Source organism: Chromohalobacter sp. (assembly GCF_039830575.1).
Taxonomy (GTDB): Bacteria; Pseudomonadota; Gammaproteobacteria; order Pseudomonadales; family Halomonadaceae; genus Chromohalobacter; species Chromohalobacter israelensis.
Map to the genome: position 1 here is coordinate 89,017 of NZ_JBDOOX010000005.1, position 20,388 is coordinate 109,404.

Here is a 20,388-nt window from a genome sequence, read left to right on the forward strand (position 1 = left end):
GATGAGCGCCGCGCCTCACGGACCTGTCGCATCGTCATGTCGGGACACGCCCTCAGGCGCATGGGACTCAACCAACGATTCCACGTCAGTATTCATGAACGCGTGCGGTCAGCGCCGTACGGCGTCGTAACCGAGGTCGGCGCCACGGCTTTCGTCACTGCTGCGCTGTGCGCTCTTGCGACGCTTCTGGCTTTCTTCCTCGCAGACCTTGTCGTTGCCGCCGCAGATGTCGCAGCCATCCTTCAACCCCAGCTGATTGAGACCGCCGCAGGAACCGGCGATGGGCTTGCGCCCGAGGATGACGCCGATGGCCATGCCGGCCAGCAGCAGCAGCATCAACGCGAATACCAGAATCCATATAGTCATTGCTCACCTCCTTCGGATGGCGGCTCTGCCAGATAGGCATGAAACGCATCGCTGAGTTCGGTCGTGAAGCCCTCATCGGTTTTGACGATGAAATACGCCGCAATATCCTCACGGTTGGCCAGGGCCATGCCCTTCTTCGGCCCCAGCACCTCCAGCGCCGTGGCCAGACCATCCGCCGTGGAGCACTGCTCCGCCACGACGGTCACCGACGCGAGGTGATGCGTGATCGGGCGACCGGTGCGCGGATCGATGGTATGCGAATAACGCCGGCCGTCTTCCTCGTAATAATTACGATAGTCGCCCGACGTCGCGACGGCGACATCCTCGAGTTCGAGCACTCGCTGCACGCTGCGCTCACGGGAGACCGGCTTCTCGACCGCCACCCGCCAGGGCTCGCCACCGGGCTTGGTACCGCGCGTGCGGATTTCACCGCCCACCTCGACGAGATAGGACGTCACGCCCAGGGCATCCAGTCGCGCCGCCACGTGATCGACGCCATATCCCTTGGCGATGCCGGAGAGGTCGACGTATACCGGCTTGGTCTTGGTCAGCCGGTTGCCGTTCAGATGCAACGCCCGGAAATCGACTTCGTCCAGCGCCTCGGCGATTTCCGCGTCGCTGGGGATCTCGTCCGGACGCTTGTCCGGCCCGAAGCCCCAGAGATTCACCGCAGCGCCGACGGTCACGTCGAAGGCGCCATTCGAGAGTTCGCCGATCTCGATGGCCTCGTCGATCACCTGCGCCGTGGGCGGAGACAGCGCGAACGGCTCCCCCACCGGCGCGGCATTGAAGCGCGACAACTCCGACTCCGGCTTGTAGGTGGACATCAGCCGGTCGACGTCTTCGAGGGCATCGTCGATGCCGTCCTTCAACGACGTCAGCTGACGGTCGCTGAAGTCGCCATACACCGTGACATGGTAGCCCGTGCCGAAAATGGGGCCTTCGAAGCGATGCGCTTCGGGCGAACGGTCGCAACCGACCAGGGCCAATAACGCAAACAGGACCAGCCCTTTCCAGGCCGGCCCTGCACGATGGGCATGCCGCTTCATCCGCCGAAGTCGTCCAGCATGATGTTCTCGGGCTCGACCCCCATGTCGGTCAGCATCTTGATGACCGAGGCATTCATGATGGGCGGACCGCACATGTAGTACTCGCAGTCCTCGGGCGCCGGGTGATCCTTGAGATACTTCTCGTAGAGCACGTTATGGATGAAGCCCGTGTCGCCCTGCCAGTTGTCTTCCGGCAGAGGATCCGAAAGCGCCAGGTGCCACTCGAAGTTATCGAACTCCTCGGCCAGCTGATCGTACTCTTCGTTGTAGAAGGTCTCGCGCCACGAGCGTGCCCCGTACCAGAACGAGATCTTGCGGGTGGACTTGAGGCGCTTGAGCTGGTCGAAGATATGGCTGCGCATCGGCGCCATGCCCGCACCGCCGCCGATGAAGATCATCTCGGCATCGGTGTCCTTGGCGAAGAACTCACCGAAGGGCCCCATGACCGTCACCTTGTCTCCCGGCTTGAGCGCGAAGACATAGGTCGACATCAGACCGGGCGGATGGTTGGTATTGGGCGGCGGCGTCGCGATGCGAATGTTGAACTTGAGGATCCCCTTTTCATCGGGATAGTTCGCCATCGAATAAGCGCGAATGATCTCTTCGTTGTTCTTGTGGGCGATGTCGAACAGCTTGAACTTCTCCCAGTCGCCGCGATACTCCTCCTCAATGTCGAAATCCGAGAACTTGATATCGTAGGGCGGCGCCACCAGCTGCACGTAGCCGCCGGCACGGAAGTCGACCTCTTCGCCCTCGGGCAGCTTGAGGTTGAGCTCCTTGATGAAGGTGGCGACGTTGGGATTCTCGATGACCTCGCATTCCCACTTCTTGACCCCGAACACCTCTTCGGGGACCTCGACCTTCATGTCCTGCTTGACCGGCACCTGGCAGGAAAGCCGCCAGCCTTCCTTCTTCTCACGCAGCGTGAAGTGCGATTCCTCGGTGGGCAGAATCGAGCCGCCCCCGTCGACCACGCGGCACCGGCACTGGGCGCAGGAGCCGCCGCCACCGCATGCGGAGGATAGAAAGATGCCGTTGGCGGCAAGCGTTTGCAGCAGCTTGCCACCCGCCTGGGTGGTCAGGGTGTTGTCGGGGTCGCCGTTGATCTCGATGGACACGTCACCGCTGCTGACCAGGCGGCTGCGCGCTGCCAAGATCACCGCCACCAGACCGAGCACGATCACGGTGAACATGACGACGCCGATCACGATGATGGATGTATCAACCATGTCGGTTTCCTATTTCCGTTGCTTAGAGCTGAATGCCGGAGAAGGACATGAAGCCCAAAGACATCAGTCCGACGGTAATGAACGTGATCCCCAGGCCCTGCAGGCTGGCCGGCACATCACTGTACTTGAGCTTTTCGCGAATGCCCGCCAGCGCGGTGATCGCCAGCGCCCAGCCGACACCGGCACCGGCACCGTAGATCACCGATTCCCCGAAGTCGTAGCTGCGCTCCACCATGAACAGCGAAGCGCCGAGAATCGCGCAGTTCACCGTGATCAACGGCAGGAACACCCCCAGCGCGTTGTAGAGCGCCGGCACGAACTTGTCGAGGAACATCTCGAGGATCTGCACCAGCGCCGCGATGACACCGATGTAGCTCAGCAGCCCCAGGAAGGACAGGTCGATGTTGCTGGCACCTTCCAGGCCCGTCCAGGTCAAGGCGCCTTCACTCAATAGGTACGTCAGGATCAGGTTGTTGACCGGGACGGTGATCGTCAGCACCACCACGACCGCGATGCCCAGACCGATGGCCGAGGAAATTTTCTTGGAAACGGCAAGGAACGTGCACATGCCCAGGAAGAAGGCCAGTGCCATGTTCTCCACGAACACTGCCTTGACGAAGAGGCTCAGGTAATGCTCGAACATCACACGGACTCCTTAATCTTGGCCTTGCTGTTGGCCACGATCCGGTATTCGGTCTTCTCGACCTGCTCGGTACGCACGCTGCGCAGCACCCAGATGATCAGGCCGATGACGAAGAACGCCGACGGCGGCAGCAGCATCAGGCCGTTGGGCACGTACCAGCCACCGTCCTGAACCGGCGTCAGAACCGTGAAGCCGAACACGCTGCCCGACCCGAACAGCTCACGCACGAAGCCGACGATCAGCAGGATCACCGCGTAACCCAGGCCGTTGCCGACGCCGTCGAGGAAGCTCATCACCGGCCCGTTCTGCATGGCGTAGGCTTCGGCGCGCCCCATCACGATGCAGTTGGTGATGATCAGACCGACGAAGACCGACAGCTGCTTGGACATCTCGTAGGCATATGCCTTGAGCACCTGGTCGACCACGATGACCAGCGAGGCAATGATGGTCATCTGCACGATGATGCGGATCGACGACGGAATGTGCTGACGGATCAACGAAACGAACAGGTTGGAACACGCCGTGACCGCGATGACGGCCAGGCCCATGACCAACGACACACTCATGGAGTTGGTCACCGCCAGTGCCGAACAGATCCCCAGCACCTGCAGCGCGATCGGGTTGTTCTTGAAGACTGGCGAGAGAACAACGTCTTTTACGGACTCAGCAGCCATGTTCACGCTCCTTCGGAATTGCCGTGGAAGCGGGCGAGATAAGGCCCGAAGCCACTCTCGCTCAGCCAGAAATGCAGCATGTTGGTGACGCCACGACTGGTCAGCGTCGCGCCCGACAAGGCATCGACTTCATACTCACCCTCGGCACCGCCCTTGACCAGGGAGATCTCGGGGTCCATGTCGCCGTCGGCGTAGACCTCCTTGCCTTCCCACTTGGACTTCCAGCGAGGATTGTCGACCTCGCCGCCCAGCCCAGGCGTCTCGGCGTGAGAATAGTAGGACAGCCCGATGATGGTGTTGCCGTCGCCCTCGAGGGCGAAGAAGCCACGCATCAGCCCCCACAGGCCTTGCCCGCGGATGGGCAGGATGATCTGTTTGGGGTCCTCGGGATCGCCGACCAGGTACACGGTGGAGTACATCTCCTCGCGCCCGATCCCCGCGCGATCTTCCTCACCGGAGAGCGTGCGGGAAGTCGCCGGGTCCTGCGCGGCCTCGAACTGATCGAAGCTCTCAGGGTCGAACCGATCCGTGTAGTCGCCGCTTTCCAGCTCGATCACGCGCGGCGTGATGTACTCGGAAAACGCCTCTTCGATATCCATGCCTGGCTCGTAGAGATCCGCCACCTGCAGGATATTGCTCTTGCGGTCGAGTTCCTGGTTCTGCTGCTGCTTGGGTCGCAGCACCACGGCGGCGGTCGAGACCACCACCGAACACACGATACACAGAGCGAGCGCGACCGTCAGCGTCTTCTTGATGGAGTTGTTACTGGCCATCAGGCGGTCTCCTCGTTCGTCGCGGGGGAATACGCGGCGTCACGCTTCATGCGGCGCTTGATGTTGGCCTGCACGAAGAAGTGGTCGATCATCGGCGCGAACAGGTTGGCGAACAGGATCGCCAGCATGATGCCTTCCGGAAACGCGGGGTTGACCACGCGAATCAGGACCGTCATCACCCCGATCAGGAAGCCGAACAGCAGCTTGCCGGGATCGGTCATCGATGCCGACACCGGGTCGGTGGCCATGAACACCATGCCGAAGGCGAAACCGCCCAGCACCAGGTGCCAGTACCAGGGCATGCCGAACATGGGGTTGCTCTCCGAGCCGATGGCGGTGAACAGCATTGCCGTCAGCGCCATCCCCACGAACACCCCGAGCATGATGCGCCAGGAAGCGATCCGCGTGATCAGCAGCACGGCGGCACCGATGAGAATCGCCAGCGTCGAGGTCTCGCCCACCGACCCCGGAATGAAGCCCAGGAAGGCGTCCCACCAGCTATGCGCCTGCTGCACGGCGCTCATGCCGTTCTGCGCGGCGGTGGAGAGCGCCGTCGCCCCGGTGTAGCCATCCGCGGCGACCCACACGCTGTCACCGGAGATCTGCGCCGGATAGGCGAAATAGAGAAACGCACGACCGGTGAGCGCCGGGTTCAGGAAGTTCTTGCCGGTGCCACCGAAGATTTCCTTGCCGATCACCACACCGAAGGTGATGCCGAGCGCCACCTGCCACAACGGAATGGTCGCCGGCAGGATCAACGCGTACAGCACGGACGTCACGAAGAAGCCTTCGTTGACCTCGTGGCCGCGCTTGACGGCGAACAGGACTTCCCAGAACCCGCCGACGGCGAAGGTCACCAGGTAAATCGGCAGGAAGTAGGTCGCCCCCAGCACGAAATTGGCCCAGATGCTGCCCGGATCATGGCTGCCCGCCAGCGCCATGGTGACGGCTTCGCGCCAGCCTCCCAAGGCACCGAAGCCGTCGCCGATCGCCATGTTGGCTTGCAGGCCGGCGTTGTACATCCCGAAGAACATGGCCGGGAATGTGCACAGCCACACCGTGATCATGATGCGCTTGAGGTCGATGCCATCACGCACGTGCGCCGTGCTCTTGGTCACGCTGGGCGGGCTGTAGAAGATGGTGTCGACCGCTTCATAAAGCGCGTAGAACTTCTCGTACTTGCCGCCCTGGTGAAAATGCGGCTCGAGTTTGTCGAGCGTATTACGAATTCCCATCGTCAGGCCTCTTTCTCGATCATGGTGAGGTTATCACGCAGGATGGGGCCGTACTCGTACTTGCCGGGGCAAACGTAGGTGCACAGCGCGAGGTCTTCTTCATCCAGTTCCAGGCAGCCCAGCTGCATGGACGTCTCGATATCCCCCACGATCAACGAACGCAGAAGCTGGGTCGGCATGATGTCCAGGGGCATCACGCGCTCGTAGGCACCCACCGGCACCATGGCACGCTCGGAGCCATTGGTGGAGGTATTCGGCGCGTACTGGTTCAGGCCCAGGAATTGCGACACGTAGATGCCCATCACCGAGTGACGACGCAAGCCGGGTGACAGCCAACCCAGGAAGGCGCGCTTGTTGCCCTCTTCCAGCAGCGTGAACTGGCGATGGAAGCGACCCAGAAAGCGCCGTGAGCCTTCCGCGATCTCGCCGCCGAAGACCGACCCCGAAATCACCCGGGTGTCGTCCGGCGCCTCGATCTCGCCGTCGAGCAACTCACTGCTGCTGGCGCCCAGTCGCGTGCGCAACAGACGCGGGTGCTTGGCCCGCGGGCCGCCCACGGCGATGACCCGCCGGGTGTCCAGGCGCCCTTCGACGAACAGCTTGCCGAAGGCGATGACATCCTGGTAATCCAGATGCCAGACCTTGCGTCCCAGGCTGACCGGCGAGAGAAAGTGAATGTGCGTTCCCACCAGGCCTGCAGGATGCCGACCGGCGAACGCCTCGTGCTGCACGCCTTCGAGCTGGCTGCCCGGGATCTCGGCGCCTTGCTGATGACACACGAAGACCTTGCCCGGCGTCAGGCGCTTGAGCACCTTGAGACCATGCTCGAACGCCGCCTTGTCTTCCTCGATCACGACACTGGGGTCGGCGGAAAGCGGATGCGTATCGATGGCAGTGACAAAGATGTCGGCCGGCACGGCATCGGGTGCGGGCGTGCGCGAGAAGGGGCGAGTGCGCAATGCCGTCCAGAGCCCCGAATCGACCAGCTGATCGACCACCGCCTGGCGATCAAGGCCATCCAGCGCCTGTTCGCCGTGCGCCGTGAAGGAAACCGCTTCTTCGTTGTCGTCGAGCTTGATTACCACTGACAGCAGACGCCGCTTCTCCCCGCGGTTGATCGCCACCACTTCGCCTGCGCCTGGCGCCGTGAACCGTACACCCGGGACCTTCTTGTCGGTGAACAGTAGCTGGCCCAGTTTAACCTTGTCCCCCTCTCGGACCTCCATGGTCGGCTTCATGCCAACGTAGTCGGTACCGAGGATCGCCACGTGTCGCACCGGTGACGCATCATCGATGCGCTGCTCGGGCGACCCGGCGATGGGGAGATCCAGGCCTCGTTTGACTTCGATCATAATCTCGCCCAGTTGTCGGATCTGATGTTTCGAAAGGAAAGGGGTCCATGAACGCTCACGCGTCGGCCGCGCGACTTGGTGCTCGGCGGCGCGGAATCGTCACGGGTGTCGGATTCTTTTCTTATCAGACGATTGCTTCTTTCGGCCCATGGCCAAGGGCCGTCCCCAAAATCGGGCACCATTATAGAGAGACGAGCCCCGGATGACTACATAACCATAGGAAGCATAGGGCTTACGCGGCATGATACCGACGACGACGAGCGCCCCGGGAAGACCCGGGGCGCCACGAGAGGGAAACGGCCTGCGCTTCAGTGCTGTTCGCGGGGGAGGTAAACGAAGCTCACGTTGGACATGTGCTGCAGGATGCGCACCACCTGGCAGCTGTAGCCGAACTCGTTGTCGTACCAGACGTAGAGCACGACCTGGCGGTCGTCGGCGATGGTCGCCTGGGCATCGACGATGCCGGCATGGCGATTGCCCACGAAGTCCGACGACACCACCTCGGGGGAGTCGACGTAGTCGATCTGCTTCTGCATCCGCGAATGAAGGGCCATTTGCCGCAGGTATTCGTTCAATGCCTGACGGTCCGTCGCCTTGTCCAGCGTCAGGTTGAGAATCGCCATGGACACGTCCGGCGTGGGCACGCGGATGGCGTTGCCGGACAGCTTGCCCGACAGCTCCGGCAGCGCCTTGGCCACCGCCTTGGCGGCGCCGGTTTCGGTCAGCACCATGTTGAGCGCGGCGCTGCGACCGCGGCGGTCGCCCTTGTGGTAGTTGTCGATCAGATTTTGATCGTTGGTGTAGGCATGCACCGTCTCGACATGCCCGTGCACGATGCCGAACTCGTCGTTGACGGCCTTGAGCACCGGCACGATGGCGTTGGTGGTGCAGGAGGCGGCGGAAATCACGCGATCCTCGTCGGTGATCTCGTCATGGTTGATGCCATGCACGATGTTCTTGACGCCGCCCTTGCCCGGTGCCGTCAGCAGCACCTTGGCCACGCCCTTCGACGCCAGGTGCTGGGACAGCCCCTCCTCGTCGCGCCACTTGCCGGTGTTGTCGACCACCAGGGCATTGTCGATCCCGTACGCGGTATAATCGATGTCCTGGGGCGCGTCGGCGTGAATGACCTGGATGTAGTTGCCGTTGGCAATGATGGCCTGGTTGTCGTGATCGACGCGGATCGTCCCGGCGAAGGGCCCGTGCACGCTGTCGCGACGCAGCAGGCTGGCACGCTTCTCGAGGTCGTCACCTCCCCCGCGCACCACGATGGCCCGCAGGCGCAGCAGGTTGCCGCCCCCGGCCTTCTCGATCATGATGCGAGCCAGCAGACGTCCGATGCGACCGAAGCCGTAGAGCACCACATCCTTGGGCTCGCCCCCCATGCCGGTATCGGCATGACGGCCGACGATATCCGCCAGCTCCGTTTCGAGAAACGCCTTGACGTCGTCCTGTCCGGAGCGCTTGAACGCCACGCCGAGCTTGCCAATGTCGACGTGCGCGGGCCCCAGGTCGAGCTCGGTCATGGCCTTGACCATCGGCAGGGTGTCGCGCACGGACAGCTCGGTGCCCTCGACCTTTTTGACATAGCGGTGATTCTTGAGAATACGAATGACCGAGCGATTGATCAGGGACCGACCATAAAGCGAAGGCACGATATTGTACTTGCGATACAGGCGACCCAGCAGTGGAATCATCTCCTCGGCCAGGGCTTCGTTTTCTTGCCAATCCTGAAAATAGGTCTCGAGCTTTTGTTGACTCACGGCGGGCCTCGTCACGGCAGCGGGGGATCGAAAACCCAGGCATTATCGGTAGGCTTTCACGGACTTGGCAATGCCAGCTTGGTCGCATGCGGTGTAATTCCACTACACCCACAGGGTCTTGACTACAGGGAAAAAAGCAGGCATTGCAACGCACGTTCAGGCACTTTTTTCGACTACAAGGCCGGCATTTTCGTCGCTTTAAATCTCGTCGAATCGCCCCCAATCCCCTTTTAGCTTGCTATCATCGTGTCGACTAGGAAACCAAAGCGCACCATGTCGTATTTTTCACCGCTCGATCCTCCGTCCCCACGGGGCCTGCGCGATACGCTTTATTGGCAGCGTCCGCATGCCGCCGCCAGCGCCTTGTCACTGGCGCGCCTGGCCGATGACGCTCCCTTGATGGTCGTGGCACCCAACACCGCCAGCGCGCAACGCCTCGAAAGCGCCCTGCAGTTCTTCGCCGATCATCCCATCCTGTCGTTCCCCGACTGGGAAACGCTGCCCTACGACAGCTTTTCGCCGCACCAGGACATCGTGTCGACGCGCCTGAAGACGCTGCGCCAGTTGCAGGAAGGCACCCGAGGCATCGTCGTGGTGCCCATCAACACCCTGATGCAGCGCCTGTCGCCCACCGACTATATCGCCGGCCGGGTGCTGACGCTGCGCACCGGCATGCAGCTCGACCGGGAAGGGTTTCGCGACCGCCTGTCCCGCGCCGGGTATCGTGCCGTGGAGACCGTCTACGAACCGGGCGAGTACGCGCTGCGCGGCGCCCTGATCGACCTCTACCCGATGGGCAGCGACCATCCCCTGCGCATCGACCTGTTCGATGACGAGATCGACACCCTGCGGCACTTCGACCCCGACACCCAGCGCTCGCTGGACAAAATCGAGCGAATCGAGCTGCTGCCCGCGCACGAATATTCGCTCTCGCGTTCGGCGATCGCCTGTTTCCGCGAAGGATTCGAGACGCTGTTCGACGTCGATCCGCGCCAATGCCCGCTCTACAACGATGCGCTCAAGGGCATCCCCTCCCCGGGTCTGGAGCAGTACCTGCCGCTGTTCTTCGAGGAGACCGCGACCCTGTTCGAGCATCTGGCGGACAATACCCGCATCGCCCTGCTGCCCGGTGTGCACGACGCCGCCGAGCATCACTGGAGCGCCATCGAGAGCCGCTACGACAACCTCGGCGTCGACCCCACGCGCCCGTTGCTGCCGCCGGCACACGCCTTCGTGCCGGTTGCCGAGGTGTTCGCCGCCATCAAGCGCCATCCGCGCGTGGCGATCGTCGAGGAAGACGAACAGCAGCCGCACGCCGTGGTGCCGACCACCCAGCCGCCTCCCGACGTCGCCATCAATGCTCGCGCGCATCGTCCGCTGGCCAAGCTCGAATCCTTTCTCGCCGAGCACGATGACCTGCGCATCCTGCTCGTCGCCGAATCCAGCGGCCGTCGCGAGGCCCTGGAGGAAACTCTCGCCCCCCTGGGGCGCCCGCTGGCCGTGGCCGAGGGCTGGCAGCACTTTGTGGACGGCAGTGCTCCGCTGGCGATCTGCGAGGGCAGTCTCGACGAAGGCCTGTGGCTCGAGGATGCGAGCACCTGCGTCATCACCGAGACGGAACTGTATGGCGACGTCGTGCGCCAGGCACGCCGCCGGGGCCGCGCCACCGACGACAACGAGCTCGCCGTGCGTCACCTGGCGGAACTGCGTCCCGGTGCCCCGGTCGTGCACCAGAGCCATGGCGTGGGTCGCTATCAGGGGCTGGAAACCCTCGAGGCCGGCGGCCAGGCCGCCGAGTTCCTGGCGCTGGAGTACGCCGGTGGCGCCAAGCTCTACGTGCCGGTGGACAGCCTGCACCTCATCTCGCGCTATGCCGGCGCCACCGACGAGCTGGCACCGCTGCACAAGCTCGGCTCGGAGACCTGGGACAAGGCCAAGCGCAAGGCCGCCGAAAAGATCCGCGACACCGCTGCCGAACTGCTCGATACCTATGCGCGGCGCGAGGCCCGCGAGGGCTTCGCCTGTGCCCCGCCCGACGAGGACTACGCGCGTTTCGCCGCCAGCTTCCCCTTCGAGGAAACGCCCGACCAGCACGCGGCGATCGAGGCCGTCATCGGCGACATGACCGCCGCGCGGCCCATGGACCGCGTGGTCTGCGGCGACGTCGGGTTCGGCAAGACCGAGGTCGCCATGCGCGCGGCCTTCCTGGCGGTCGAATCCGGACGTCAGGTCGTGGTGCTGGTGCCCACCACGCTGCTGGCCCAGCAGCACTACGACAACTTCCGCGACCGCTTCGCGGATACCGCGGTGCAGATCGAGCTCATCTCGCGCTTCACCGCCGGCAAAGGGCAGCAGGCATCGCTCGAGCGCATCACCGAAGGACGCGCCGATATCGTCATCGGTACCCACAAGCTGCTGTCCAAGTCGATGTCGCTGCCCAACATGGGACTGCTGATCATCGACGAGGAGCACCGCTTCGGCGTCTCGCAGAAGGAAAAGCTCAAGGGCCTGCGTGCCGAGATCGACATCCTGACGCTGACGGCAACGCCCATCCCGCGCACCCTGAACATGGCCATGAGCGGTATCCGCGACCTCTCGATCATCGCCACGCCGCCGGCGCGCCGTCTCTCGGTCAAGACCTTCGTGCAGCAGCGCAACGAGGGGGTCCTGAAGGAAGCCCTGCTGCGCGAGATCCTGCGTGGCGGCCAGGTCTACTTCCTGCACAACGAGGTCAAGACGATCGACGCCACCGCCGCCAAGATCACCGAACTGGTGCCCGAGGCGCGAGTGGGGATCGCCCACGGCCAGTTGCCGGAGCGTGAGCTGGAGCGGGTGATGTCGGACTTCTACCACAAGCGGTTCAATGTGCTGGTGTGCTCGACCATCATCGAGACCGGGATCGACGTGCCCAGCGCCAACACCATCATCATCGAACGCGCCGACAAGTTCGGTCTCGCCCAGCTGCACCAGTTGCGCGGCCGCGTGGGCCGCAGCCATCACCAGGCCTATGCCTACCTGCTCACGCCGCCGCCCAAGGCCATGACTCGGGACGCCCTCAAGCGACTCGAGGCAATCGGCCAGGCGGAAGACCTCGGTGCCGGCTTCACCCTCGCCAGTCACGACATGGAAATTCGTGGCGCCGGGGAACTGCTCGGCGACGAGCAGAGCGGGCAGATGGAAACGATCGGCTACAGCCTCTATATGCAAATGCTCGATCGCGCGGTCAAGGCCATCAAGAGCGGCAGAACGCCGAACATCGAGGCCCCCCTCGATGAGGGCGTGGAAGTCAGCCTCAATCTGCCGGCCTTGATCCCCGACGACTACCTGCCGGACGTGCAGCAGCGCCTGATCATGTACAAGCGCATCGCCAATGCCGAGAACGAGGGCGAGCTCAAGGAGCTGCAGGTGGAAATGATCGACCGTTTCGGCCTGTTGCCGGCGCCGCTCAAGACGCTGTTCCGCCAGACCCGGCTGCGTCAGCGCGCCGAACGCCTGGGCATCACGCGGCTGGAGGCGGGCGCCGAGCGTGGCCGCATGACCTTCGGTACCCAGACGGCCGTCGACCCGATGACGCTGGTCGAGATGATTCAGCGTGATCCCGCCCACTATCGCCTGGATGGGGCCGACACCCTGCGCTTCGAGGGCGAGATGGCCGACGAGGAGTCTCGTTTCGCCCTGCTCGAAGCCTTGCTGGAGCGCCTCAACCAGAAGGCCAAGGCGGCGTGACTCGGTCGACCGCGCGTGCACGCGCGGTCGACCGTCCTCCGCAACGACCCGCATCGTGCCGGCGCGGCACCAAGAGGCTTGTGTCGGCACGAAAATACGCCAGAATGCAGATGACCGTGGCACATGCCACTTGCCTGAACGATAAAGAGTCCATATCCATGCCGGTTACTTTTCGAGGCCTTTCGCCCTTCCTGCTGGCCCCGCTGCTCTCCCTCAGCACCGCGGCGTTGGCCGAGTCCGCTCCCGGACCCGTCATCGACCCGGACACGGCGACACCTGCCGCCCCCGGTCCCGTCATCGAGCCGGAGACGGCGAATCTGCCGCAGAGTTCGTCCAAGCCGCATGACCAGCGCGTGACTCGCTTCACGATCGCCGACGACAGCAACATCGTGGGCAAGAAGCGGATCATCGAGGCCGAGAAGGAAGACACGCTGCTCGACATCGGGCGTCATTACGGCATCGGATACGAAGAAATGCGCCGCGCCAATCCCGACGTCAGCGTCTGGTACCCCGGCGCCGGCACCGAGGTGGTGGTGCCGACCCGTTTCATCCTGCCGGACACGCCCTACGAGGGCGTGGTCGTCAACATTCCCGAAATGCGCTTGTACTATTATCCGCCCCGCAAGGAAGGAGAACCGCAGCGCGTGGAAACCTACGCGATCAGCGTGGGCCGCATGGACTGGTCGACTCCCCTGGGGGAAACCCGCATCACCGCCAAGCAGGAAAATCCGCCCTGGTATCCGCCGCAGTCGATCATCGAGGAACACGCGGCAGACGGTCGTGAGCTGCCCGACGTCGTCCCCCCCGGCCCCGACAACCCGCTCGGCAAGTACAAGATGCGCCTGGGCCTGCCGGGGTACCTGATCCACGGCACCAATCGCCCGCAAGGCGTCGGCATGCGCGTGACGCATGGCTGCATTCGCATGTTCCCGGAAGACGTGGAACATCTTTTCGGTCAACTGCCCGTGGGCACCAAGGTCAATCTCGTCAGCGAGCCGACCAAATTCGGCTGGCGCAACGACACCCTGTACGTGCAGTCGTTCCCGTTGCTGGAGGAAGACCGGCGCTCACCGGTACTCAAGCGCATGCTCGATGCCGACGAGGCGCTCGTGGCGACACTCGCGCGTCACGAGATCGACACCGAGATCAACCACAAGCGGCTCGCCGAGGCGGTCCTGATTCCCGCCGGCGCGCCGGTGGCACTCAATATCGAGCCGGAGCCGGCGGCACCGCGCATTCCGCTCCCGGGCAGCCTGTACGATGCCCTGCCGACGCCGCCGACCCTGCTGTATCAGTCGGTCGAGGTACTCGAATCGAGCTGAGGCTTGTCATGCAAGGAAGCGATCGGCGCATCGTCGTCTCCCCGGATCACCACGCGTGTGCCGATCGACACCAGCCGGGTCAGTTCCTCGATCTGAGGATTGGTGACCGCCACGCAGCCTTCCGTCCAATGAAAGCGCCGGTGAATGTCGGGGTCGCTGGCGCCCAACCCGTGAATGCCGATGTAGCCCCCCAGCACCGTGTCCTGAGGGGGGGCGCCATTGCGATAGTAAGCGTCCTGGAAATCGGCATACTCCGCGGGTGACATCAGCCCGGCCCGCATCGCTTCCCGCGCGGTCTCGAGCTTGGGATAGTCCAGCCCCAAGAAGATATTGAACTTGCTCTCGCGGTTGATCCGATTGATGTGGAACTCCCCCGTCGGCGTCATGTTGCTGCCTTGCTTGCGCACGCGTGCCGTGCCGCCCCGACCCAGCGACACCGGCTCGAACCGCTCGATGCGCGTATCGCCGCGATAGATGTCCAGCGTCGCCTCGCGGTCATCGATCAGCACCCAGATCTCGTCATCCGCCGCCATCGCCGACGGCATGTTCCACGCCAACAGGAAAACCACGCCCAGGGCCGTTCCCAGGACACGCGTCCATCGCCTCATTATCCACTCCGAGTGATCGTGACAAGGCGCTAGCGTACACCGAAAGCCCCCGGGGACGTCATCCCCGCCCCAACGAAAAGAGCCCCGCCGAAGCGGGGCCCTTTCCATGACCGAGCGTCGAAACGCCAGCCAATGCTACCTACGCATCACTTGCGCATGGAGCGCTCGAACATGCGATCCATTTCGGCACGGTTGCGCTGAGTCGCTTCGAGAGCGGCCTGCGCGTCACGCTGAGCCTGCTCGGCAGCGTTCATGGCCTGCTGAGACATGCTCTTGGCTTCAGCCGCATCGGCCTGCGCCTGATCGATATCGCTCTTCATCTGCTCCTGGTTGGAAGCACAACCAGCCAACACGGCCAGAGAGCCAGCGGCGACTAGAAGCTTGAGCGTGTTCTTGCTGTTGGACAACATCTGCGTTCTCCTTGAAAGCCTTTCTGTGTGTGGTGATGAAGCCCTGATACATCAGGTCCCTCATGTACCGCTCACAGGATAATACGAATACCACTAATATCGCCAATATCAATTGCCTGCGAGGCGTTAAATTTTCCCACGCTGCCCATGACAAGGCGATCCAGAGACGATCATTCGTCGCCAAAATGCCACACCCATGATGCCGATTTGCGTCATTTTGCCCGCCAGGCAGCGATAATGTGTCGTTACACGACAGGTCGGAAGAATCACGATGCCTTGACGTTTCCCCCTCGCTTACTGGCGACACGGCCCCGCCGATGTCATGCGGCATCTGCCACGCGCAGAGCCACCATGAAAAGACCCTGCATGCGGACATGCAGGGCCGAGACTCTCATGAGCGGCGTGATGACGAGGACGTCAGTCGTCCTGCCATACGGCGTTGGCGATATCCACGACGTGGCGCAGCTTGTCCCACTGCTGGGCCTCGCTGAGCAGGTTGCCTTCCTCGGTGGAGGCGAAACCGCACTGCGGACTGAGGCACAGCTGTGACAGCGGTGCATGGCGCGACGCCTCGGCGATCCGCGCGCTCACGGTATCGGCCGGCTCCAGCTCGCCGCTCTTGCTGGTGATCAGCCCCAGCACCGCCTGCTTGTGTCCCTCGGGCAGGAAGCGCAACGGCTCGAAACCGCCCGCACGCTCGGTATCGTATTCGAGGAAATAGGCATCGACATCGACACGCCCCAGCAGCGTCTCGGCTACCGGCTCGTAGCCCCCTTCGCTGATCCAGGTGGAGCGGAAGTTGCCACGGCAGACGTGCAGGCTGACATGCAGATCATCGGGCCGTCCCGCCAGGGTGTGATTGAGCACCTCGGCGTAGATATGCTGCAGTCGATCGGCATCCTCGCCCCGCTCGCGTGCCGCCGCCAGTTCCTTGTCGGAGCAGAGATAGGCCCAGACCGTGTCGTCGAGCTGCAGATAGCGACAGCCCGCCGCGTGGAAATGCGCGACCACGTCGCGGTAGGTGTCGGCCAGATCGGCGAAGAAGGCATCCAGGGAGGGATAGACGCTGCTGTCGATATTGCGGCGACCGCCACGGAAGTGCAGCACGCTGGGACTCGGCAGCGTCATCTTGGGGGTCGCCTTGTCGACCGTGCCCGCCAGGAAGCGGAAGTGGTCGAGCATGGGGTGAGCCGGGTCGAAGCCCAGCTTGTCGGTCACCCGCACGGCACGGGCCTGGGTCTGACGTCCCTGGAACTGAATGCCCTGCTCCGCGTTGTAGCCTTCCACGCCCTTGAGGTCCTCGAGAAAGTCGAAGTGCCACCAGGCGCGACGAAACTCGCCGTCGGTCACCGCCTTGAGGCCCAGCGCCTCCTGCTTGGCAACGACACGGCGGATTTCCGAATCCTCGACCGCGCGCAACGCGGCATAATCGGTCTCGCCGTCGTGAAATCGGCGCCGTGCCTGCTTGAGTTCCTCGCTGCGCAACAGGCTACCGACGGTGTCGGCACGGAAAGGAGGCTGATACTGGCTCATAGCGATTCTCGACTCTTGGGCTCGATGGTTAGGGCGCTCACTTTGCCGGGCAAGACGCGGCATGACCACTGCATATTCCTCAAGTGATCATGAATGACGTTCATGACCACCGACACGATAACGCCCGGTCCCCTGCAAGGGAACCGGGCGTCGTCGAAGCAGGGAAAGCCCCTTCGGCGTCTTGCGTCGCCTCAGTGCACCGTCTCGGGCGCCTCCGGTGTCTCTTCTTCCTCGCCGTCCCAGAGGCGCGTCCGAGTGATCGCATGATCGATCATCTGGCGCGCCACCTCGAAGCGGCTCTGGCGCAACAGGTCCAGCGCCTCCTCCGAGAAGCGGATGCTGACCAGCGGTTCGCCGTCGCTTTCAGAGGGGCGGAGCACGACTTCGCCGTCGGCAAGCTCGACGATTTCCAGAATCGCGGTATCGGACACGCTACATTCTCCCGTTTGCACCAATAAAAAACGACCAAGGCGATCGCCATGGTCGTTTCTTTTCATTGGCCCTAGGATACCACCGCCGGCGCACGGCGTCACCACTCCTCGCTGGTCTCACGCCATTGAGCGAGCTGCGCCTTGAACGCGCGAAGGCATGTATCGAGCTGATCGGAGAGGGCCCCGTCCTGGGCGGTCGCGATCAGACCCTCAGTGCCGCCATGGCGACGCGCCGCCCCATCCACAGCGTGCAGCTCGTCGAGCCTGGTCAGCAGCACCGCCAGCCAGCTGTCGTCGCGCCGCGCCAGCTCACGCATCTGCACGAGCGCGGCCAGCGCCGGACCGCCGTCGCTCAACAGCTCCCGCCAGTCGTGGCGCGGCAGTTGCGCGTGCTCGGTCAACTCGCGTAGCGCCGCGTTGAGCGCCATCTCCAGCGTGGCCAGGGCGCCTTCTTCATGGGCCATGCGACGGGCAGCGGCGTGCTCGTCGTCCTTGACCTCGGCGCCGAGCAGCAGCTCGGCGTGATACAGCAGTTGATTGGTCCGCCCGCGCGGTGTCATTTGCGCTTATCCTCGACTCGCCATTGACCATCCTCGTACTCGGCGCGCCACCCGCTCGCCTTGCCGTCGCGCTCGCTCATCACGTACTGGCGCTTGGTCTTGCGCGAGAAGCGGATCTGGGCGTCGCGGCCATCGGGGTCCTCGCTCGGCGCGTCGAGCAGGAAATGATACTTCTCGGGCAACTCGTCGCGATGCGCCTTGAGCTCCTTGACCAGTGGCGCGCGCGTTTCCCGGTTCTTGGGAAACTGGCTCGCGGCCAGGAACAGGCCGCTGGCACCATCGCGCAACACGTAATGGTCCTCGACCTTCTGGCAGGCCAGCTCGGGCATCGGGATCGGGTCCATCTTGGGCGGCGCGACCTCGCCATTGCGCAGCAACTTGCGCGTGTTCTTGCAGTTCTCGTTGGTGCAGCCGAAGTACTTGCCGAAACGCCCCGACTTGAGCTGCATCTCGCTGCCGCACTTGTCGCATTCGATGGTGGGCCCGTCATAGCCCTTGATGCGGAATTTCCCCTGCTCGATCTCGTACCCGCTGCAATCCGGGCTGTTGCCGCAGATATGCAGCTTGCGGGTCTCGTCGATCAGGTAGCTGTCCATGGCAGTACCGCACTCCGGGCAACGCCGCTTGGCACGCAGCGCTTCGGTTTCCGCTTCCTCGTCGGCGTCGGCCGCCACCGCTTCGTCACCGGCAATGAGGTCGATGGTCGTCTTGCAGCGCTCCTTGGGCGGCAGGTTATACCCCGAGCAGCCCAGGAAAACGCCCGTGGAGGCCGTGCGGATCTGCATCTTGCGACCGCAGGTGGGACAGTCGATATCCGTGGGCACCGGCTGATTGGGACGCATGCCCTCCTCGGCCTCGGCATGCTCCAGCTTGGCCTTGAACTCGGCGTAGAAGGCATCCAGCAACTCGCGCCATTCACGATTGCCGGCGGCGATCTCGTCGAGATGGTCTTCCATGCGCGCCGTGAAGCCATAATCCATGAGATCGCTGAACGACTCGGCGAGGCGATCGGTAACGATATCGCCGAGCTTTTCGGCGTAGAAGCGGCGATTTTCCAGCTTGACGTAGCCACGGTCCTGGATCGTGGAAATGATCGACGCATAGGTCGACGGACGCCCGATCCCGCGCTTTTCCAGTTCCTTGACCAGGCTCGCCTCGGTATAGCGCGGTGCCGGCTTGGTGAAGTGCTGCTGCGGATCGAGCGCCTGCAAGGTCATCTCGGCCCCTTCCTCGAGGTCGGGCAGCGACTGGTCTTCCTCTTTCTTGCCCGCAGGCTTCATCACCCGCGTGTAGCCATCGAACTTGAGCACGCGGCCGCGTGCCTTGAGCTCGAAGCCCTCGGCCTCGATGGTCAAGGTCGTCGCCAGATACTCCGCCGGCACCATCTGGCAGGCCACGAACTGGCGCCAGATCAATTCGTACAAGCGCTGGGCGTCGCGCTCCACCGCCAGGTCGTCGCCGGCCTGCGTCACCTCGGTGGGACGGATCGCCTCGTGCGCTTCCTGGGCGCCATCCTTGCTGGCGTAGCGATTGGGAGCGTCGGGCAGATAGGATTGGCCGAAGCGCTCGCCGATGAAGGCACGCGCACTTTCCACCGCATCCTGGGACAGGTTGGTGGAATCGGTACGCATGTAGGTGATGTACCCCGCCTCGTAGAGACGCTGCGCCAGGGTCATGGTCTTCTTCACCGAAAAGCCCAGCCGACCGCTGGCGGCCTGCTGCAGCGTCGAGGTGATGAAGGGAGCGTTGGGCTTGGAGCGCGTCGGCTTGGTCTCGCGCTCGGTGATCGTCAGCGCTGCGTCGCGCAGCGGCGCGATGCGCTCGAGCGTTTCCTGCTCGGACGTCGGGCGGAACGCCTTGCCCTGGTGACGCGCCACCTCGAACCGGATGGGAGTGTCCTCGCCCGAGGCGGGCAGGAGGTCGGCGTGAACGTCCCAGAACTCCTCCGGCACGAAGGCGCGAATTTCGCGCTCACGCTCGACGATCAGACGCACCGCCACCGACTGCACGCGCCCCGCCGACAGGCCGCGAGCGATCTTGCTCCACAACAGCGGCGAGAGCATGAAGCCCACCACCCGGTCCAGGAAACGACGCGCCTGCTGGGCCTCGACCCGGGACAGGTCGAGGTCGCCCGGCGTCTTGAAGGCCTCCTGAATGGCGTTCTTGGTGATCTCGTTGAAGACCACCCGCCGATAGCGCGAGGCATCGCCGCCGATGGTTTCCTGCAAGTGCCAGGCGATCGCCTCCCCCTCGCGGTCAAGGTCGGTCGCGAGATAGACGGCATCGGCCTTCTCGGCGAGCTTCTTGAGCTCGGCGACGACCTTCTCCTTGCCCGGCAGCACTTCGTAGTTGGCTTCCCAGCCGTGCTCGGGATCGATCCCCATGCGGCGCACGAGCTGGTTCCAGTGTTTCTGCTTCTTGTAGACGGCCTTCTCGTCGGGCGACATCTTGCGTGTCGCCGCCGCCTGGCGTGCCCGCTCCTTGGGATCGGTTGCGTTCTTGCCGGATCCGCTCGTCGGCAAGTCACGGATGTGTCCCACGCTCGATTTCACGACGAAATCGTTGCCGAGATACTTGTTGATCGTCTTGGCCTTGGCCGGCGACTCCACGATGACCAGTGACTTACCCATAACGCTCCACTCGAATGGCCGACGCCGCATGGCGCCGGCAGTAATGTCGTGGCCGGGAACCGCCCGGCGAAAAATGCGCCTACC

At 63.6% G+C, this 20,388-nt stretch carries 17 protein-coding genes; 2 read left to right on the forward strand and 15 right to left on the reverse strand.

Going from position 1 to position 20,388, the window contains the following annotated elements; translation table 11 throughout:
* Positions 1-108: 108 nt before the first annotated feature.
* The 9 genes from nqrM to ABGX75_RS03565 all read right to left on the reverse strand — a co-directional run bounded on the left by nqrM (position 109) and on the right by ABGX75_RS03565 (position 9,084).
* Positions 109-366, reverse strand: coding sequence for a (Na+)-NQR maturation NqrM (gene nqrM, locus ABGX75_RS03525; RefSeq protein WP_011506875.1), 258 nt, complete (start codon positions 364-366; stop codon positions 109-111).
* On the reverse strand, positions 363-1,415 hold the full coding sequence (locus tag ABGX75_RS03530; RefSeq protein ID WP_052046642.1) for an FAD:protein FMN transferase: 1,053 nt from the start codon (positions 1,413-1,415) through the stop codon (positions 363-365). Before ABGX75_RS03530 ends, nqrM begins: the two co-directional genes overlap by 4 nt.
* Positions 1,412-2,644 carry an NADH:ubiquinone reductase (Na(+)-transporting) subunit F gene (gene nqrF / locus ABGX75_RS03535; RefSeq protein ID WP_011506873.1) on the reverse strand — a complete coding sequence of 411 codons (1,233 nt, stop codon included), beginning with the start codon at positions 2,642-2,644 and terminating at the stop codon, positions 1,412-1,414. Before nqrF ends, ABGX75_RS03530 begins: the two co-directional genes overlap by 4 nt.
* Positions 2,645-2,666: 22 nt before the next feature.
* Positions 2,667-3,287, reverse strand: coding sequence for an NADH:ubiquinone reductase (Na(+)-transporting) subunit E (nqrE, locus tag ABGX75_RS03540; protein ID WP_011506872.1), 621 nt, complete (start codon positions 3,285-3,287; stop codon positions 2,667-2,669).
* Positions 3,287-3,961 carry an NADH:ubiquinone reductase (Na(+)-transporting) subunit D gene (locus tag ABGX75_RS03545; RefSeq protein ID WP_011506871.1) on the reverse strand — a complete coding sequence of 225 codons (675 nt, stop codon included), beginning with the start codon at positions 3,959-3,961 and terminating at the stop codon, positions 3,287-3,289. The genes nqrE and ABGX75_RS03545 overlap by 1 nt, the downstream gene beginning before the upstream one ends.
* A gap of 2 nt (positions 3,962-3,963) precedes the next feature.
* Positions 3,964-4,737: a Na(+)-translocating NADH-quinone reductase subunit C gene (locus tag ABGX75_RS03550; RefSeq protein ID WP_347410980.1), complete on the reverse strand. Its 774-nt coding sequence runs from the start codon at positions 4,735-4,737 to the stop codon at positions 3,964-3,966.
* The gene (locus tag ABGX75_RS03555; RefSeq protein WP_110061685.1) at positions 4,734-5,969 is read right to left on the reverse strand and encodes an NADH:ubiquinone reductase (Na(+)-transporting) subunit B; all 1,236 of its coding nucleotides are present in this window, start codon (positions 5,967-5,969) and stop codon (positions 4,734-4,736) included. The genes ABGX75_RS03550 and ABGX75_RS03555 overlap by 4 nt, the downstream gene beginning before the upstream one ends.
* Positions 5,970-5,971: 2 nt before the next feature.
* Complete coding sequence (locus ABGX75_RS03560; RefSeq protein ID WP_011506868.1) at positions 5,972-7,321, reverse strand: Na(+)-translocating NADH-quinone reductase subunit A; 1,350 nt, start codon at positions 7,319-7,321, stop codon at positions 5,972-5,974.
* Positions 7,322-7,629: 308 nt separating this feature from the next.
* A complete protein-coding gene (locus tag ABGX75_RS03565) occupies positions 7,630-9,084 on the reverse strand; it encodes a glyceraldehyde-3-phosphate dehydrogenase (RefSeq protein ID WP_301968452.1) in 1,455 nt (484 codons plus the stop codon).
* 273 nt (positions 9,085-9,357) lie between these two features.
* Between ABGX75_RS03565 and mfd the strand changes: the two genes are divergently transcribed.
* Both mfd and ABGX75_RS03575 read left to right on the forward strand, forming a co-directional pair.
* Positions 9,358-12,810: a transcription-repair coupling factor gene (mfd, locus tag ABGX75_RS03570; RefSeq protein WP_347410961.1), complete on the forward strand. Its 3,453-nt coding sequence runs from the start codon at positions 9,358-9,360 to the stop codon at positions 12,808-12,810.
* A 158-nt stretch (positions 12,811-12,968) separates the two neighbouring features.
* A complete protein-coding gene (locus tag ABGX75_RS03575; RefSeq protein WP_347410960.1) occupies positions 12,969-14,132 on the forward strand; it encodes a L,D-transpeptidase family protein in 1,164 nt (387 codons plus the stop codon).
* On the opposite strand, the gene ABGX75_RS03580 is transcribed toward ABGX75_RS03575, so the two are convergent.
* From ABGX75_RS03580 to topA, 6 genes are all read right to left on the reverse strand, one after another.
* On the reverse strand, positions 14,102-14,740 hold the full coding sequence (locus ABGX75_RS03580; protein WP_011506864.1) for a L,D-transpeptidase: 639 nt from the start codon (positions 14,738-14,740) through the stop codon (positions 14,102-14,104). The two genes, ABGX75_RS03575 and ABGX75_RS03580, sit on opposite strands and share 31 nt — an antisense overlap.
* A gap of 146 nt (positions 14,741-14,886) precedes the next feature.
* On the reverse strand, positions 14,887-15,150 hold the full coding sequence (locus ABGX75_RS03585; protein WP_011506863.1) for an Lpp/OprI family alanine-zipper lipoprotein: 264 nt from the start codon (positions 15,148-15,150) through the stop codon (positions 14,887-14,889).
* 417 nt (positions 15,151-15,567) lie between these two features.
* A complete protein-coding gene (locus ABGX75_RS03590; RefSeq protein ID WP_347410959.1) occupies positions 15,568-16,683 on the reverse strand; it encodes a cobalamin-independent methionine synthase II family protein in 1,116 nt (371 codons plus the stop codon).
* 191 nt (positions 16,684-16,874) lie between these two features.
* Positions 16,875-17,114 carry a hypothetical protein gene (locus tag ABGX75_RS03595; protein ID WP_011506861.1) on the reverse strand — a complete coding sequence of 80 codons (240 nt, stop codon included), beginning with the start codon at positions 17,112-17,114 and terminating at the stop codon, positions 16,875-16,877.
* 98 nt (positions 17,115-17,212) lie between these two features.
* Positions 17,213-17,674: a DUF6586 family protein gene (locus tag ABGX75_RS03600; RefSeq protein WP_179152053.1), complete on the reverse strand. Its 462-nt coding sequence runs from the start codon at positions 17,672-17,674 to the stop codon at positions 17,213-17,215.
* The gene (gene topA / locus ABGX75_RS03605; protein WP_011506859.1) at positions 17,671-20,304 is read right to left on the reverse strand and encodes a type I DNA topoisomerase; all 2,634 of its coding nucleotides are present in this window, start codon (positions 20,302-20,304) and stop codon (positions 17,671-17,673) included. The genes ABGX75_RS03600 and topA overlap by 4 nt, the downstream gene beginning before the upstream one ends.
* Positions 20,305-20,388: the final 84 nt, after the last annotated feature.

Excerpts from the sequence above, each read along its gene's own strand:
- nqrE (WP_011506872.1), bottom strand. The coding sequence starts at position 3,287 with ATGTTCGAGCATTACCTGAGCCTCTTCGTCAAGGCAGTGTTCGTGGAG.
- ABGX75_RS03545 (WP_011506871.1), bottom strand. The coding sequence starts at position 3,961 with ATGGCTGCTGAGTCCGTAAAAGACGTTGTTCTCTCGCCAGTCTTCAAG.
- ABGX75_RS03585 (WP_011506863.1), bottom strand. The coding sequence starts at position 15,150 with ATGTTGTCCAACAGCAAGAACACGCTCAAGCTTCTAGTCGCCGCTGGC.
- mfd (WP_347410961.1), top strand. The coding sequence starts at position 9,358 with ATGTCGTATTTTTCACCGCTCGATCCTCCGTCCCCACGGGGCCTGCGC.
- ABGX75_RS03555 (WP_110061685.1), bottom strand. The coding sequence starts at position 5,969 with ATGGGAATTCGTAATACGCTCGACAAACTCGAGCCGCATTTTCACCAG.
- ABGX75_RS03590 (WP_347410959.1), bottom strand. The coding sequence starts at position 16,683 with ATGAGCCAGTATCAGCCTCCTTTCCGTGCCGACACCGTCGGTAGCCTG.
- ABGX75_RS03560 (WP_011506868.1), bottom strand. The coding sequence starts at position 7,321 with ATGATCGAAGTCAAACGAGGCCTGGATCTCCCCATCGCCGGGTCGCCC.
- ABGX75_RS03530 (WP_052046642.1), bottom strand. The coding sequence starts at position 1,415 with ATGAAGCGGCATGCCCATCGTGCAGGGCCGGCCTGGAAAGGGCTGGTC.
- nqrF (WP_011506873.1), bottom strand. The coding sequence starts at position 2,644 with ATGGTTGATACATCCATCATCGTGATCGGCGTCGTCATGTTCACCGTG.
- ABGX75_RS03600 (WP_179152053.1), bottom strand. The coding sequence starts at position 17,674 with ATGACACCGCGCGGGCGGACCAATCAACTGCTGTATCACGCCGAGCTG.
- topA (WP_011506859.1), bottom strand. The coding sequence starts at position 20,304 with ATGGGTAAGTCACTGGTCATCGTGGAGTCGCCGGCCAAGGCCAAGACG.
- nqrM (WP_011506875.1), bottom strand. The coding sequence starts at position 366 with ATGACTATATGGATTCTGGTATTCGCGTTGATGCTGCTGCTGCTGGCC.
- ABGX75_RS03575 (WP_347410960.1), top strand. The coding sequence starts at position 12,969 with ATGCCGGTTACTTTTCGAGGCCTTTCGCCCTTCCTGCTGGCCCCGCTG.
- ABGX75_RS03580 (WP_011506864.1), bottom strand. The coding sequence starts at position 14,740 with ATGAGGCGATGGACGCGTGTCCTGGGAACGGCCCTGGGCGTGGTTTTC.